12 protein-coding genes and 2 pseudogenes are annotated in these 16,835 nt (G+C 57.2%); 12 read left to right on the top strand and 2 right to left on the bottom strand.

Annotated features, from left to right (window positions below; translation table 11 throughout):
• The first annotated feature begins 6 nt into the window (after positions 1-6).
• Together ruvX and mltG are read left to right on the top strand one after the other, a co-directional pair.
• Positions 7-489 (top strand): Holliday junction resolvase RuvX, encoded by a 483-nt coding sequence (ruvX, locus tag BBOH_RS01225; RefSeq protein ID WP_033520299.1) that lies wholly within the window; start codon positions 7-9, stop codon positions 487-489.
• Positions 486-1,662 (top strand): annotated as a pseudogene (gene mltG / locus BBOH_RS01220) (endolytic transglycosylase MltG). The gene ruvX and the pseudogene mltG overlap by 4 nt, the downstream one beginning before the upstream one ends.
• A gap of 451 nt (positions 1,663-2,113) precedes the next feature.
• Here mltG and BBOH_RS08155 read toward each other — a convergent pair.
• On the bottom strand, positions 2,114-2,713 hold the full coding sequence (locus BBOH_RS08155) for a hypothetical protein (protein ID WP_052118101.1): 600 nt from the start codon (positions 2,711-2,713) through the stop codon (positions 2,114-2,116).
• 145 nt (positions 2,714-2,858) lie between these two features.
• On the opposite strand from BBOH_RS08155, the gene aroC reads away from it, so the two are divergent.
• The 10 genes and pseudogenes from aroC to BBOH_RS01160 all read left to right on the top strand — a co-directional run bounded on the left by aroC (position 2,859) and on the right by BBOH_RS01160 (position 15,424).
• A complete protein-coding gene (gene aroC, locus BBOH_RS01210; protein ID WP_033520296.1) occupies positions 2,859-4,046 on the top strand; it encodes a chorismate synthase in 1,188 nt (395 codons plus the stop codon).
• Between the two features lie 510 nt (positions 4,047-4,556).
• Positions 4,557-6,182, top strand: a complete 1,626-nt coding sequence (locus tag BBOH_RS01200; RefSeq protein ID WP_033520293.1) for a bifunctional shikimate kinase/3-dehydroquinate synthase — start codon at positions 4,557-4,559, stop codon at positions 6,180-6,182.
• A 154-nt stretch (positions 6,183-6,336) separates the two neighbouring features.
• Positions 6,337-6,784, top strand: a pseudogene (locus tag BBOH_RS01195) (type II 3-dehydroquinate dehydratase).
• Positions 6,785-6,981: 197 nt separating this feature from the next.
• A complete protein-coding gene (locus BBOH_RS01190; protein WP_033520292.1) occupies positions 6,982-8,670 on the top strand; it encodes a CTP synthase in 1,689 nt (562 codons plus the stop codon).
• A gap of 428 nt (positions 8,671-9,098) precedes the next feature.
• On the top strand, positions 9,099-10,553 hold the full coding sequence (gene sufB / locus BBOH_RS01185) for a Fe-S cluster assembly protein SufB (protein WP_033520291.1): 1,455 nt from the start codon (positions 9,099-9,101) through the stop codon (positions 10,551-10,553).
• A 3-nt stretch (positions 10,554-10,556) separates the two neighbouring features.
• A complete protein-coding gene (gene sufD / locus BBOH_RS01180) occupies positions 10,557-11,780 on the top strand; it encodes a Fe-S cluster assembly protein SufD (RefSeq protein WP_033520290.1) in 1,224 nt (407 codons plus the stop codon).
• On the top strand, positions 11,781-12,557 hold the full coding sequence (sufC, locus tag BBOH_RS01175) for a Fe-S cluster assembly ATPase SufC (RefSeq protein WP_033520289.1): 777 nt from the start codon (positions 11,781-11,783) through the stop codon (positions 12,555-12,557).
• 187 nt (positions 12,558-12,744) lie between these two features.
• Positions 12,745-14,016 (top strand): cysteine desulfurase, encoded by a 1,272-nt coding sequence (locus BBOH_RS01170; RefSeq protein WP_033520288.1) that lies wholly within the window; start codon positions 12,745-12,747, stop codon positions 14,014-14,016.
• A gap of 2 nt (positions 14,017-14,018) precedes the next feature.
• On the top strand, positions 14,019-14,570 hold the full coding sequence (gene sufU / locus BBOH_RS01165; RefSeq protein WP_033520287.1) for a Fe-S cluster assembly sulfur transfer protein SufU: 552 nt from the start codon (positions 14,019-14,021) through the stop codon (positions 14,568-14,570).
• A 254-nt stretch (positions 14,571-14,824) separates the two neighbouring features.
• Positions 14,825-15,424 carry a metal-sulfur cluster assembly factor gene (locus BBOH_RS01160; RefSeq protein WP_033520285.1) on the top strand — a complete coding sequence of 200 codons (600 nt, stop codon included), beginning with the start codon at positions 14,825-14,827 and terminating at the stop codon, positions 15,422-15,424.
• A 247-nt stretch (positions 15,425-15,671) separates the two neighbouring features.
• Here the strand turns inward: BBOH_RS01160 and BBOH_RS09155 are convergent, their stop codons facing one another.
• On the bottom strand, positions 15,672-16,754 hold the full coding sequence (locus BBOH_RS09155) for a TrmH family RNA methyltransferase (protein ID WP_033520667.1): 1,083 nt from the start codon (positions 16,752-16,754) through the stop codon (positions 15,672-15,674).
• Positions 16,755-16,835 lie beyond the last annotated feature (81 nt).

Genomic DNA, 16,835 nt, shown 5'->3' with positions numbered 1-16,835 from the left:
AGGCGAATGACATGGCTTGGCGTTGACCTCGGCGAGGCCAGGGTGGGGCTGGCGATGAGCGACCCTGAGCTCTGCCTGGCTCACCCTGAAGGCAATATCGAGGCCGGGGGAGATTATTTCCGTGTGCTTGATGAGGTTGTGGACTTCATCGCCGACCACGACGATATCGATTGTGTCGTGGTCGGCTTGCCTCTATTACTGAACGGTCAGGAAGGCAAAAGCGCAAAAAAGGCTCGGCGTTGGGTCGCGAATCTGGTCAAAAGACTCAGTATCGCCAGTCAGGATGAATCCTATGGGCTCGTCCAGGTGCCTCGGGTCGTCATGGAAGACGAGCGTCTGAGCACCGTCAGCGCGCATCATCAGCTGAGCGCAGCCCGTGTCTCAAGCCGCAGCCACAGGCCAGTGGTCGATCAGCAGTCCGCCGTAGTGATTCTGCAAGGCGCACTCGATCGACATCAGGTCCCGGAAGATGGAGAAATATCAGAATGACCGACGATCTTAATGATTTGTTCGAAGCCCAGGCCGAATGGGTGGCGCCTGAGGCTACGCCGTCGCATGGTGAGAATGACCTACCTGCTCAAACCACACGTCGGGAACGTCGTCGGCAGCATGAACATAAGCGGCGCCGCTTCATTGTTCTGTGCATTTCGGTTCTGGTCGTTGGAGCACTCGTTGTTGTCGGCGGATTGGCAGCGGCTCGAACGATCAAGCGCCTTCACGCCAATCAGGCCACTACGGTAGTGGATGATTACCCCGGGCCGGGCAACACCGAGGTGGAATTTACTGTTCATGCCGGTGAAAGCGTGTCCAGTGTCGCCAGCCGTCTGGTCAAAGCCTCCGTGGTCAAGTCTTCGACTGCGTTCATCAACGCCATTGCGGCCAACAGCAGCACCATCTACCCTGGAACCTATGTTTTGAAGCATCACATGTCATCTAGTCAGGTGGTGCGCATTCTTTCTGATGCGACGAAGGCCAGCGGTTTTCTCGAAGTCAAATCCGGTCAGCGCGTGTCGGATGTGATCGTTCATGCCGCCCAGCTTTCGGGCATCGACAAGGCACAGTTCGGATCAGATCGTCGATTCCGGCGGACAAGGCATTTTGCCGGCCGAGGCTTCAGGGCATTTCGAAGGGTGGCTTGAACCCGGTGCCTATGAGGTCAAAGGCAAGGGTTCCGCCGCGCGGATCATGAAGTCGATGGTTGACAAGCGTATCGCCAAACTTGATGGGCTTAAGGTGCCTACTGGTCCCGAACGCCAACAGATACTAGCCATTGCTTCCATCGCCGAGTCTGAGGTCAATTCGACACAGTACTACGGCAAGGTCGTGCGCGTGATTCACAACCGACTTGATGCGGGCATGCCTCTCGGCATGGATACCACCGTGGCCTATGGCGCCCACGTCCAAGCCAACGAGCTCACTGACGCGATGCTTGCGGATGCCTCCAACCCATATAACACCCGTATCCACAACGGTCTGCCACCTTCGCCGATCAGTTCTCCGGGTGACAACGCCATAGAAGCGGCTCTTAACCCTCCGGCCGGACCGTGGATGTATTTCGTGACCACGAATCTGAAAACAGGGGAGACGAAATTCGCTGTTACGGCCGATGAATTCGCTCGGATTCGTGAAGAATACAAGGATTCGAACGAAAACGCGAACTAGGTTCTGCCGATTTTGCGATTGTTCCGTCTGGGGGTCGATGATCCGGAGTCATGCGCAAACCCCAGGTGTGCGACAGGAGCGAAATGGCTTGATGCCGATCGTATGCTTAGTTGCCCCTTGAATCGACGTTCGATCATGGAACATCCCGAGCTACACGGTTGCGGTTCACGGTCTCGTCCAACGCGTAGCTTAATGGTGTGTTTATGTTTTCATGGAACATGACGCTTTCGCCCGGGTGGAACCCATACTTTGCAACGACTGCGCGCCTCCCTAAGCGACAATGCAGTCGGCCGCACATTTCCCCCGGCATCTTCCGCACGGGGCCATACCCAACGGGCAGAATAATTGCAACACCCCAATTGGCGCGCATTCGTCCCGGCACCTCTAGCTGTGGGTATGCGATTGACCGAGGACTTTCAGCACAGTGCGTTTGAGATGAGATTGTCAGACCTCAGAGTGCCGCGTTCATCGCAACGGCAATAATTCCTGCCGTTACGATGACAGGGACGAACGGCACCTTCGCAACAAGTTCATTCGAACGTTGTGTACCGTCTTCCTGTGTTCCATCGGGGCCCGGTGAAGTCCGTGCGTTCGTCGAATCGTCATCCTTGCCGTTTCTATGGCGTGCGTCGCCGGCGTTCGTGCCACGGCTGACCTTCGCCGAAGTGTTTCGCTTCACCAGATGTGGCCACAGGGCAATCCAGATCAGTCCCAACGGGCCCATGACCATCCACCAGATCAGAAACGCCTCGAAACCGGCAAATCCGACGGCCTGACCGACTATGAACGACGCCGTTGCATCACCTAGGCCAAGTGAACCGGGTTGAAGCTTACCCATAGCCAGCTGAATGCCAAAAGCCGCCAGTGCATAAAGCAGTGGAGCTAAAAGGGCTATTATGCCGCCGCCGGTAGAGGCGTTGACCGCAAATACCGTGAATTGAACCAAAGCTCCCAAAGCCACCCATGCCCGAGGTACTTCGCGGTTGTGCAGATCGCTGACACTGAGTGCGATTCCGCATATCAGGCTCGGCATAAGAACGAGGTAAGGCATATCAGTTAAGATAGCGGAAGGTCGTCATTACCACCAATCGGTTCGTGTGACGGGTCGAACGTCATATGGCCCCCAAGGTATCGTTTAGTGGTGTTCGACAAGGTTCGAAGCCTTATGATCGTTGGATTACGTTGAAGGAGTAGGCATGTTGCGTTGGCAGACCGCCGGAGAGTCGCACGGGCAGGCGCTGGTCGCCATGATAGAGGGAATGCCGGCCGGCGTCGAGGTTACTTCGTCCGACGTGGTTTCGGCACTTGCACGTCGCAGACTCGGCTACGGGCGGGGCGCTCGCATGAAATTTGAGGAAGACAAGGTGCGTCTCCTGACCGGTGTGCGCCATGGGCTGACGATCGGTTCGCCCATTGCCATCGAGATCGCCAACACCGAATGGCCCAAGTGGACCGAAGTGATGAGCACCGAACCGCTTGACCACGAGCTGCCGCCGACGGGGCGCAACGAGCCTTTGACAAGACCTCGTCCGGGTCACGCCGACCTGACCGGCATGCGCAAATATGGTTTTGACGATGCACGCAATGCGCTGGAACGTTCCAGCGCGCGTGAGACAGCGTCGCGGGTGGCTTTGGGTGCCGTAGCCGCTCGTTTTCTCGAGCAGTCGCTCGGGGTGCGAACCGTGGCCCACGTGGTGGCCCTTGGCGGCGTGTCGGTTTCCGCTGATACGCCGTTGCCCATACCTGACGATCTAGAGGCTTTGGATGCCTCTCCGGTGCGTACGCTCGACAAGCAGGCTGAGGCCGCCATGATGGCGCGTATAGATCAGGCCAAGGCCGATGCCGATACCCTCGGTGGGGTGGTGGAGGTAATTGCCTACGGTGTGCCGGCAGGCATCGGCACGTATGTCGAATCCGATCGGCGTCTTGATGCGGCGCTCGCAGGGGCTCTGATGGGTATACAGGCCATAAAGGGCGTGGAGGTCGGTGATGGCTTCCTTGAAGCGGATAGACCGGGTTCGCAGGCGCATGATGAAATGGTGGTGGGACAGGATGGGCGCATCACACGCCTTTCCAACCGTGCAGGCGGAATTGAGGCGGGCATGTCCAATGGGCAGCCGATTCGTGTGCGTGCTGCGATGAAGCCCATCCCTTCGATTCCAAAGGCTTTGCGTACGGTGGATGTGGCCACCGGCGAGGAGGCCAAGGCCATCAATCAGCGTTCCGACAGCACCGCCGTACCGGCGGCTTCGGTGGTGGCCGAGGCAATGGTGCGTCTGACTTTGGCGCAATATGCCCTCGAGAAATTCGGAGGAGACAGCGTTTCGGAGGTACGGCGAAACGTGCGGTCCTATCTCTCCTCATGGCCCGAGCATATGCGTTGATGTTCCAACGGCCGAATCGGTAGGAGATGGCGGAACTGAACCTTTCGCGGTTGAACGCCCCCTATCACTGTCGATTTTGGAATTGTCGTGTGGGAAGCGGTGTCCTGTTGGAGGTGATGGGGCTGTCACGTTGTTGTTGAGCGCACTGTCGATGTGCCCATTGGTTGGTCTGGTTACGGTTGTTGACCATGTTCTGCGACGCAACCGGGTCGATGGGTGTTCTTGACGTCGAAGTCGATACGGTTGGATGCACGGCGAAGTTCGACGCGAAGTCGAACTCGATCGTGAATTGTATGTCATCTGTTAACGTCATGCGACTTGTAAGCAATGACGTTCGTATGTTGGCCGGTCTTCGTGGCCTCTTGGCGACTTGGACGCAGGAGCGCAGCGCTCCTGCCGTGACCGGTTATTATAGAGGTAGTAAATAGCCGTTAAATGCTGCCGGTCACGATGAGCATCAGATGCGTTCGTCGTGCAGGCCGGCGGAAATCTTGGAAGTTGGGTGTTTGGATGGCGGATCATCGACCGTTGGCTGTGATTATCGGTATGCCGGGCGCAGGCAAGACCCGCGTGGGACAGTTGGCTGCGCACATGCTTGATGTCGGTTTCAAAGACGCCGATGTCGAGATTGAAAAGGAAGTCGGCATGAGGATACCGGAGTATTTCCGGCACTATGGCGAAGCCGCTTTTCGTGTGGTCGAGGCACGCATCATAGCCAGACTGATCGAATCGTTCGATGGTCTCCTTGCGCTGGGCGGCGGGGCTCCGATGACCCTTTCGACTCAGCGCGTCTTGACGCGATATGTTCAACGGGGCGGCAGGTTGATTTATTTGGAGGCTGACCCTGCCGAGGCCAGAAGCCGTGCCGCCCATGGCGGTCATCGGCCTATGCTGGCAGGGGATGCCGGCAACCGGTGGAACGAGCTGTTTGCAATGCGTGATCCCGTGTTCAAGCAACTGGCCAATTTGAGTGTCCGTACCCACGGTTCGACTCCGACCGTCGCGGCAAGAAAGCTGAAAAACGCGATTGTTGAACGTACGATTCATGTCACCGGTTCCGACATCGAACCCTATGATGTGCGCGTAGGGCAGGGTGTGCTCGACGGTCTCGCGGAGGTACTTGGGCCTGAAGTGGTGCGCGTCGGCCTGATCCATACCACGCCGGTGCAGCGCCACTCGGATCAGGTGCGTGCGATGCTGCGACGTTCGGGATATGAGGTTACCGACATTGTGGTTCCTGACGCCGAAAAAGGCAAGACCGTCGCAGTGGCTTCCGGTGTGTGGAAACGTCTGGGTGACGAAGGATTCACCCGTTCGGACGCCATCGTTGGGGTCGGTGGTGGAGCGGCCACGGATTTGGCGGGATTCGTCGCCGCCACGTGGATGCGCGGTATTCGGTATGCCAACTGCCCTACTTCGCTGCTGGCCATGGTCGACGCCTCGACCGGCGGCAAGACCGGCATCAATACGGATGAGGGCAAGAACCTGGTCGGCTCGTTCTACACGCCTGCCGGTGTCTTAGCGGATCTGCGCACGTTGCAATCACTGCCGAACGATATTTTTACCGAGGGCCTGGGCGAGGTGGCCAAGTCCGGTTTCATTCGGGATACGGAAATACTTCGGATTCTTGACGACAACGCCGTGGCTCTGCGTGGCTTCGATGGTTCCGGCTTCTTTGGCACCGCTCTCGAAGATGTGGTGGGGGAGCTTATCGAACGCACCGTTCGCGTCAAGGCATATCACGTTTCGAACGACCTCAGGGAGAGCGGACTGCGCGAATTCCTCAACTACGGTCACACGCTTGCCCACGCCATTGAAGTGATTGAACGTTTCCGTTGGCGGCATGGCAACGCTGTTGCCATCGGTTGCGTCTACGCGGCCGAGCTGTCGCAGATCCTGGGGCACCTGAGCCAACATGACGTCGATTTGCATCGTTCCCTTCTTTCCTCGCTGGGGCTGCCCATCTCCTGGAACGGCGGTACGTGGGATGAGGTGCTGGCGCTGATGCACAAGGACAAGAAGACCCGCGGAAACACGTTGCGGTTCATCATCCTCGATTCCATCGGGCATCCGATGACTATCGAAAACCCGCCTGCCGAGGCGCTTGAAGAGGCGTTCAGACGAATTCGCCAGTAGCGGGGTCCTGTCTTTATAATGTCCGTCGAGGAATTTCTGTCAGCCGTCAGATTATCAGCAATTGGGTGACGAATGGATTTTCGCGCGGTTCAAGCTACAGTAGCGGTATGGAAGTGTTCGATGTCGGGTGAGGCAAGACATTGGAGGGTATGAGATGACAAAGGTGATTCGTGGTCAACGGTCCGAATTTGGGACGTCTGGGGGTTCGTGAGCCAGACGTGTACGGACGACAGGATCTGGCGACTCTACGCAAGGATTGTGTGGCATGGGGGCAGACGCTTGGCCTTGAGGTCGAAGTGCGGCAGTCCGACGATGAGGCGGAGGTGATCGGCTGGATGCACCAGGCGGTCGACGAAAAGACACCGGTGGTGATGAACCCCGCCGCTTTCACCCATTACAGTTACGGTTTGGCCGACGCGGCGCATATGGTCACCGATGCCGGCCTGCCGCTTATGGAGGTGCACATTTCGAACCCATCGGCACGCGATCAGTTCCGCAGGCACAGCGTCATCAGTCCTGTGGTCACCGGCACCATCACCGGTCTGGGCTTTTTCGGTTATAGGCTCGCCCTTGAGGCCGTGGCGCATTTGATTCAGCAATGAGTCAAACAGAACGGAACCAGGGTTTTCGCCTTGAGGTGCGTAGGAGGGATGCGAAGGACCTCAAAGGGTAAAGCGATTACGTCGACGCTGGTCCGCGATGTGAGGGTCTAGACGGTGTTTTTTGACCGGAGGCCGGTGTCTTCCTTCGATTTTTCCAGAACACGCCGAGTCCTACGGAGCTGATAGGCTGAAGTTCCATGGTCAATAGAACACATGAGCATTCCTCTGAGCACGTCACTAAGCATATTTTCGTCACCGGAGGCGTTGTGTCTTCCCTTGGTAAGGGGCTTACGGCCTCCTCTCTCGGTCGACTCCTGCGTAGTCGTGGTCTGCGTGTATTGCAGCAGAAGCTGGACCCGTACATCAACGTTGACCCTGGCACGATGAACCCGTTCCAGCATGGTGAGGTCTACGTTACCGAGGATGGCGCCGAGACGGATCTTGACATCGGTCACTATGAGCGCTTCCTTGACGTCTTCCTTTCACAAAAAGCCAACGTCACCACCGGACAGATTTACCAGTCGGTACTCGACAAAGAGCGTGCGGGCAAATACCTCGGCCAGTGCGTCCAGGTCATTCCGCACATCACCAACGAGATCAAGAGCCGCATGCGCGCTCAGGCCGCGGATGACGTCGACGTGATCATCACCGAGATCGGCGGCACCGTGGGCGATATTGAATCCCAGCCCTTTATGGAGGCCGCGCGTGAGGTGCGCCGCGAGCTCGGGCCGACCAACTGCATGTTCGTTCATGTTGCGTTGGTGCCCTACCTTCCAGCTGCCCACGAACTGAAAACCAAGCCCACGCAGCACTCCGTGATGGCCCTGCGTCAGCTTGGCATCGTACCCGACGCCTTGGTACTTCGCAGTGACCGTCCGTTGAACCAGTCCATCAAGGATAAGATTTCGCTTATGTGCGACGTCAACCCTGAAGGCGTGGTCAACTGCGTGGATGCGCCGAGCATCTACGATGTCCCTAAGATTCTGTTTAATGAGGGACTCGACGCGTATGTCGTGCGTACGTTGGAACTGCCGTTCCACGACGTCGACTGGGCCGAGTGGGATGAGTTGCTCGAGCGTGTGCATCACCCCAAGCAGGAGGTCAACATCGCCATCGTCGGCAAGTACATCGACCTGCCCGATGCGTACCTGTCGGTCATCGAAGCTGTGAAGGCCGGTGGTTTCGGCAATTTCGCCAAGGCGAACGTCAAGCTCGTGGCGGCCGATCTATGTGAAACCGAAGCCGGTGCGGACGCCGAGCTGCGAAACATGGATGGCATCGTCGTGCCTGGCGGTTTCGGCATCCGTGGCATCGAAGGCAAGATCGGTGCGCTCCGTTATGCGCGTGAGCACAAGCTGCCCGCGCTGGGTCTGTGCCTTGGCCTGCAGTGCATGGTTATCGAATACGCCCAGGACGTGCTGGAGCTTGAGGATGCCAGTTCCTCCGAGTTCGACCCGGATTGCAAGAACCCGGTCATCGCCACGATGGAGGAGCAGAAGGCGTTGCTGGCCAACGGCGACATGGGTCACACGATGCGTCTTGGCTCTTATCCCGCCAAGCTCAAAGAGGGGTCACTGGTTGCTTCCCTCTATGGCACCACCAACGTCACTGAACGTCACCGTCACCGCTACGAAGTCAACGTGGCATATAAGGACCGTCTGCGCGAATCGGGACTTGACATTTCCGGGCAGAGCCCGGACGGCGAACTTACGGAATTCGTCGAACTGCCTCAGGACGTGCATCCCTTCTATGTGGGCACGCAGGCGCACCCTGAGTTCAAATCGCGTCCGACCAAGCCGCACCCCCTGTTCAAAGGGCTTGTCAAGGCCGCGCTTGACCATCAGGATGCACGCCTTGCAGCGAAAAGCGTCGGTGTCAAGGATTGATCGTATGAGTGTCTCATGAGCGTCGCCTGGCGCGACTCCTGTGTCCTGCTCACTGAGAACCCCGCTTCGGCGGGGTTCTTCTGTCGGTGCCTCGGGAATAATCATGTTTCCGGTACTAAAGCCATCGCAGCACGTCCGAACGCCTTGCGCTAAAATGGGGGGGGGTTGATACAGTCAATTGGATTGCGGCGACAGGCAATGCCGGTCCGTTGATGGCCGCTAGACATCATGCCGGTTGCGAATGTGAAAATAGTCGATCATCGGCGTTCAAACGTGTCCTATTTCACAGTTCAGCCAACAAATAAATTGATCATGACTCTAGTAATTCAACTCGATTTCTGTTAGGTTAGAATGTGGAATCTTCTGAGGATAGGAGGCAGCGCGCGTTGGTAGATCAAGTAGCTGCGAATGTCGCGTCTGACACGGAGATGAGCCAGTATGTGGCTGATCGTGAACGTGTCAACGAAGACAAGATCAAACAGGATGATGAAATCATCCAGGAATTCGGTGAGTATAACTACGGGTGGCATGATTCCGATGCGGCCGGAGAAGCCGCGAAAAAGGGGATCGACGAGAGCGTGGTTCGCGCGATTTCCGCCGATAAGCACGAGCCTGACTGGATGTTGCAGATGCGGCTGAAAGGCTACCGTGCGTTCATTGAAAAGCCCATACCTCAATGGGGTGTGGATCTGTCTCAATTCGACGCCGATGACTTCAAGTATTACGTCAAGCCGGTCGACAAGCCTGCGAAAAGCTGGGAGGATTTGCCCACTGATATCCGTACCACGTATGATCGGCTCGGAATTCCCGAGGCCGAAAAGCAGCGTCTGGTTTCCGGAGTTGCGGCGCAGTATGAATCCGAAGTGATTTACAACTCCATTCAGGAGGACCTACGGAAACAGGGCGTGATTTTCACTGATACGGACACCGCGCTTCGTGAGTACCCTGAAATCGTCAAAAAGTATTTTGCTACCGTCATCGCCTATGACGACAACAAATTCGCCGCGCTCAACACGGCGGCCTGGTCGGGCGGCTCATTCGTCTATGTGCCCAAGGGCGTCCATGTTGACATCCCTCTTCAGGCGTACTTCCGTATCAACACACCGAATATGGGGCAGTTCGAGCGTACGCTCATCATCGCGGAGGAAGGCTCGTACGTCCATTATGTCGAAGGCTGTACGGCCCCGATCTATGCGACCGATTCCCTGCACGCCGCGAACGTCGAGATCATTGTGGGCAAGAACGCCCGTGTGCGGTACACCACCGTGCAGAACTGGTCGAACAACGTCTACAACCTCGTCACTCAGCGCGCCTATGTCAAGGAGGGCGGCACGATGGAATGGGTCGATGGCAACATCGGCTCCAAGGCCAGCATGAAATACCCTTCATGCATCCTCGCTGAGCCCTATGCCAAGGCATCCACGATGTCGTTGAGCTTCGCCGGCAAAGGGCAATATCAGGACACTGGAGCCAAAATGATTCATCTGGCTCCTCACACCAGCTCCACCATCGTGGCGAAGTCCATTTCACGTGGCGGTGGGCGCTGCGCCTACAGGGGTTTGGTAAAGGTCGTCGACGGCGCGAAGGCCTCAAGCTCGTCCGTCAGTTGCGACACCTTGCTGGTCGATGATTATTCACGTTCTGATACATACCCGCATGTCGACGTACGTGAAGATGACGTGACCATGTCGCACGAGGCGACCGTTTCAAAGGTCTCCGAAGATCAGTTGTTCTACCTGATGAGCCGCGGACTCGAGGAGAAAGAGGCGATGGGCATGATCGTGCGTGGCTTCGTGGAGCCAATCAGCCGCGAGCTGCCTATGGAATACGCGTTGGAGCTCAACAGACTTGTCGAGTTGCAGATGGAAGGATCAGTGGGCTGAGTCATGGCCGAACAAGAAATTACTATACCGGCGGCGGATCCCAACGACCCGTACGCGGTGCCGGCGGCCATGCCGTCCAGCGCCGACAACGAACCTCGTTCATTCAAGGTCGGGGATTTTGCGATTCCGAACCGAAAACAGGAGGACTGGCGTTATACGCCGGTGGAACGGATCGAGGAGTTCTTCGATGTGTTCACACCCAGTGGCAGGACGAAGGTTTCGGTCACCAACATTGACGGAACGCCGGTCGACGGTACGAATGTTCAGGTCACGACCGTGGATCGTGCGCAGGCGCCATCCGGAACCGTGATGAAACCCAATGACCGTGTTTCGGCCGTCGAATGGAACTCGGGCGACAGGACCTTGGTCGTATCCCTGTCCGGGGAACTGGTGCAACCGGTTCTGGTGGATGTTCAAGGCAATGATGCGGCATTGGATTCGCTGCATTTGGTTCTTGAAGCGGCCGATCGTACTCACGGCGACATCGTCGTGCTCCACAATGGGCTTGCCAGGTTGGCTGAAGGCGTTGAAATCGTGACCGGAGCCGACTCCCACATCTCTACCACTTTTGTGCAGGAATGGGAAAAAGGCTCCAAGCATGTGGGTAATCAGCGCATTCATGTCGGTAGCGGCGCTTCGTTGCGTCACGCAGTCGTCACTCTTGGCGGCGATATCGTGCGTATTCGCATGGATCAGGACTTCGGCGGACCGCAAGGTGATTTGAACATGCTTGGCGTTTATTTCGCCGAGGCCGACCAGCATGTCGAGCATCGCACCATGGTGGTTCACAACTACGCCGATTGCAGGTCACGCGTGGTCTACAAGGGGGCTTTGGATGGCAAAGGGGCGCATTCGACCTGGGTCGGTAATGCACTGATCAAGCCGACCGCACCCAACACCGACTCTTATGAGCTCAATCGTAACCTTGTGCTGACCGACGGTCCCATTGCCGATTCGGAGCCAAACCTTGAAATCGAAAACGGCAACATCGTGGGGGCCGGTCATGCCAGTTCCGTAGGTCATTTCGACGATGAGGAGCTGTTCTACCTGCAGTCGCGCGGCGTCTCGGAGTCCGAGGCACGCAAGTTGGTGGTGCGGGGATTCTTTGCCGATCTCATCGACCAGATCGGCGTGCCTTCCATCGCCAGTCATCTGATGGATGTGATCGAACGCAGGCTGGCGCGCGGCGAAAGCGCCGATATTCAAGCGGTATTGGAGGATAAGTAAATGTCTACACTGGAAATCAAGGATCTCTACGCATCGGTGGAGACCAAAGAGGGGCGCAAGCAGATTCTCAAAGGCGCGACTTTGACGGTCAATTCGAACGAAACGCACGCCATTATGGGTCCCAACGGTTCGGGCAAGTCCACCCTTGCCTACACCTTGGCTGGCCACCCGAAGTATTTCGTGGATTCCGGCCAGGCACTGCTTGACGGCGAGGATCTGCTCAAGATGAAGGCTGATGAACGCGCCAAGGCCGGGCTTTTCCTGGCTATGCAGTATCCGGTTGAGGTCTCTGGTGTCTCGATGACCAACTTCCTGCGTACCGCGAAAACAGAGATCGACGGCAAAGCCCCGGCCATCCGCACCTGGACCAAAGATCTTCAGGCCGCAATGAAGAATCTGCGTATGGATCCGAAATTCGCATCACGCTCCGTCAACGAAGGCTTCTCAGGTGGTGAGAAAAAGCGAGCTGAGGTATTGCAGTTGGAGTTGCTCAAGCGGAAGTTCGCCATCCTCGATGAGACCGACTCCGGGCTTGACGTCGACGCACTGCGCATCGTGTCGGAAGGCGTGAACCGTGCCAAAGAAAACACCGGGCTCGGCATTCTGATGGTGACTCATTACACTAGGATTCTCAAGTACATTAAGCCGGATATCGTTCATGTGTTCGCTGACGGACGTTTTGTGAAAACTGGTGGACCGGAGCTGGCCGATGAGCTTGAGGAGACCGGCTACGATCAGTATCTTCCCGAAGGGGCTACCGAGTCCGCGATTGCGTAGAACCCCTTTGTAGACAGTCCAGGCTCGGTATTTGGTTTCGTTTCCGCAGGTGGTCGTGGATTGGGGGGGGGTATGCGATGTTCGACCATGGTGCCTGGCCGAGCGGTCCGGAGCGTGTCGAGCGTTGCTTATCCCGCCGCTCCGCGGCAGTAGTCCTGAAGAGTTGGGCGATAAGAAGGAACACATAATGGCAGACTTTGGAACGATCCGAAACGAGTTTCCGATTCTGAAGCAGGAGATTCACGGGCGGCCTTTGGTGTACCTCGATTCCGGGGCTACGGCGCAGAAACCGCAATGTGTTATCGATGCGGAGTCGGGGTTCTACGAGACCATCAATGCCGGGGTGCATCGTGGGGCGCATGAACTGGCGGCTCGCAGCACAGTGGCGTTTGAAGAGGCACGCGCCAGGATGGCGCGGTTTGTGGGTGCTGACGATGGTGAGGGCGAAGAGGAAATCGTGGTGACGGCCGGTGCCACCGCGGGTCTGAATTTGCTGGCCACCGCCTTCGGCAATGCTTCACTTGGACGAGGGGGAGCGGCGGCACGACGGTTTGCGCTGAAGCCTGGCGATGAAATCGTGGTTTCCCAGGCCGAACATCATTCGGTGTTGCTGCCTTTTCAAGAGCTTGCGGCTCGCACGGGAGCGACATTGAAGTGGTTTGATCTGAGCCATGATGGTCGTATTTTGGCGGATACGGCCGACGACGTGATTACGGAACGCACTAGAGTCGTCGCAGTCACGCATGTAAGCAATGTCACCGGCGCCATCACCGATATGGAGCCTATCGTCAGACGTGCCCACGAAGTCGGCGCCATCGTGGTGCTTGACGCCTGCCAGTCCGTGCCGCATCTACCCATTGATTTTCATGCTCTCGGCGTCGATTTCGCCGCTTGGAGCGCCCACAAGATGTATGGACCCACCGGAGTGGGTTTCTTGTATGGCAGGCGTGATCTGCTTGAGGCTTTGCCGCCCGCTACGTTCGGCGGATCCATGGTCGAGCTGGCATGGATGGATAAGCCGGCGCAGTATATGGATCCGCCGGCGCGGTTCGAGGCCGGCACCCAACCGGTTGCGCAGATGATTGCGGCAGGGACAGCCGCGGATTGGCTAGGCGGCATCGGCATGGATAACGTAGTGGCACATGAACGCGCCATTACCGACGAACTGCTCAAAATCGTCGATATTCCAGGTGTCCGAATTCTTGGTCCAACCGAGAACGTCAATCGTATCGGCACGGTCGCATTCGACGTTGAGGGCGTGCATCCGCATGATGTGGGCCAGTTCCTCGACGCCCAAGGCATCGCCATCCGGGTCGGTCACCACTGCGCCCAACCGGTGCACCGTCATTTCGGTCTCTATGCTTCAAATCGGGCCTCAACCGGTGTCTACAACACGGTCGATGAGGCGCGCCAGTTCGTCGAAGCGGTCGCGAAAGTCCGTCCGTTCTTTAAGGTGTGAGTATGAGCGATTTTGTTATGAGCGACGATGACCTTGAGCAGATGTATCAAGAGGTCATTCTTGATGCGTCGAAAAATCCACACGGCAAAGAATCCTTTGCCTCTGACCTGACCAGCGAACAGTCTGGGCAGAACGATTCCGCCGACTGTACCGTGCATGCGAGCCACGAATACTGCACGGCGGGCCAGTCGCACCAATTCAACCCCACTTGCGGTGACCAAGTCACGGTGCATGTCGAGGTATCGAAAACCGAACCCCGCCGCATTGAGCGATTGGTGTGGGATGGAAGCGGATGTTCCATCTCCCAGGCCAGTCTGTCCATGATGGTCGATCTTGTAGCAGGCAAGACCGTCGACGAGGCGATGGGTCTCGAGGCTATCTTCCAGAAACTGATGAAGTCGCGCGGGGTCGGTCTGGGTGATGAGGCGGCGGAGGAGCGGCTTGGCGATGCCGTGGTGTTTCAGGGTGTTTCGAAATATCCCATGCGTATTAAATGTGCGCTTCTGGGATGGGCCGGCCTTAAGGATTCCCTGGCGAAAGCGTTGGCTCAGTAGGCTCGACAAGTCTGGCAGGGCTCTCCGTTTGCCCCAGTGATGGTGGCAGTACTTGCCTGATTCGTACGTGTCCGTGAACGGTTGGAAAAGTCGGGAATGTGGTCGTTTACGATTGGCGATCAGATTTCGATGCGGGCTTAGGCACGCTAAGGTCGCAGAATGTCTGTTAAGACGCTTGTGTATTTTGCGCTCAGTGCCTATACAATGGTTCTGAGCCGATGGAATTCGGGATGAATCCCGATGAAGGATGAAAAATGACTGACAACGACAATTTGGTTTCCGCCTCCGCGTCTTCGATGTCGGACGTCGAGACCAAGGTTCTTGGTAGCCAGGAGAAGGGAAGGGCGGCCATGATCAATCCGCAGACGGTGAGTGCATTGGGCGGCGAAGATGACGGTCATGCCACTGAAGATGCCTCAAAGAATTCGGTCAACGACGTCACTCGGTCCAGCGTCGATACGAGCGACACGGACTCGGTGAAGGACGAAAGTACGGGCATTCCTCTGATCGCCCTCGATGATATCGGCAGGGCGACGGCGGCGGATGTGAGCGAAGCGCTCCATCAGGTCATAGACCCCGAGCTTGGCATCGATGTGGTGGATCTTGGGTTGGTGTATGGGGTTGAGATCGATGAGCAGGGTCGTGCCATCATCACCATGACACTGACGACTCCGGCTTGCCCGCTGACCGACCTGTTGGAGGATGAGGCTGCTTCGGCTCTGGCCGGACTCGTCGAGGAATTCCGTATTGACTGGACATGGCAGCCGCGTTGGACGATCGATATGATCCGCCCGGAGGGTCGCGAGCAGTTGGAGTCCATCGGTTTCAATTTCGACAACATGCCCAAATACTGACCATGTCGAGCCGTCTGATGGTTGGCCTGCCACAGGCGGCTTTTCTCTTGTCCGTCTTCGTTCGATTGGTCGGGTCGTGCGATGTCCCTCGAGTGCTCACCGTGCAGGTGCCGATTCCTGGACCGGTGCAATTAGCGGCACACAACACGGTTGGATATCAACCCGTAGTCCGGTCGTTCCTCGTAAAAGTCACGTATACCCAAGAGTGGAAAGTTGACGGGCGGCGTTGCATCGTCACTCGGCGACCTCAGTTGCGAACGCGTGTGGCGTAGAAGGTCAATGCGCTGGAGGCTGCGACGTTGAGACTGTCCACGCCATTGCTCATCGGAATTTTCACCGTCAGATCGGTGTCGGCAATCGTGCGTCGCGTCAAGCCATCGCCTTCGGTGCCGAATATGAGGGCAAGTTTGTCGATGTGGTCGGAGGCGCTCGGTTCGTTGTTCAACCGGTGCACCAGCTCGTCAAGGGTTATCGAATCATCGCTCAACGCCATGGCCACGGTGGTGAAGCCCAATCGTTTCAACTCAGCCATGCCTGCATCCGGCCAGCAGCGTTTGTCCTGCCGTTTGGTATGACGATCGTCGTCACTGCCGCATGTCGCTTGGTTCGGAGAATCGCTGACCGTACCATCAATGGTCTTGTTCGCCGTCAACTTTTCGGTTGATGCTTCGTTGTCGTTGCGATTTTGCGGGTTGCGAACACCGCCCTGATTATCGGACTGCCATGTATCGATGGAATTTTCGGTAATGTCCGAACCGTCGCAATCAAGAGTCTGTTCGCAGATACGTGTCCATGGCACTTGGAACACGGTGCCCATGGAGACGCGTGCGGCTCGGCGATAAAGCGGGTCGCCGCACGAAGGCGTCACCAGCACGGCGTCGACGTCGAGGGCGGCCGCCGAACGCATAAGCGCACCGACGTTCGTATGGTCCACGATGTTCTCCATCACTGCGATTCGTCTCGCGCCACGGCACACGGTTTCAATACTTGGCAGCGGCCAGCGCCGCATGGCCGCCAAAGCGCCTCTGTGCAGCCGGTAGCCCGTCAATCGTCTCAATTGCTCGGAGGAAGCGACGTAGACGGGTATTCCGGAGCCCCACTGATGGTCGATACGCGCAAACATATCCGTCATGCCTTCAAGCCACTGCTGTTCGACCAACAATGAAATCGGCTCACGCCCCGCCGCCAGCGCCCGATCGATCACCTTGGGGGATTCGGCTATGAACAGTCCCTTGGCCGGTTCGAGACGGTTTCGGAGCTGCAACTCGGTCAGATTGCCATATGCGGCCACACGTTCATCGTCAATTGAATCGATATTGATTATCTGCATGCCCTTCGCCTTTGCTGTTTCTCGCGTCTGTCGGTTCTGTCCTTCGACTTTACCAGCATCCCAACTCGTCGACGTCGTGCG

Origin of the sequence: Bifidobacterium bohemicum DSM 22767 (assembly GCF_000741525.1) — a bacterium.
Taxonomy (GTDB): domain Bacteria; phylum Actinomycetota; class Actinomycetes; order Actinomycetales; family Bifidobacteriaceae; genus Bifidobacterium; species Bifidobacterium bohemicum.
This window is presented reverse-complemented; position numbering and strand designations above follow the sequence as displayed.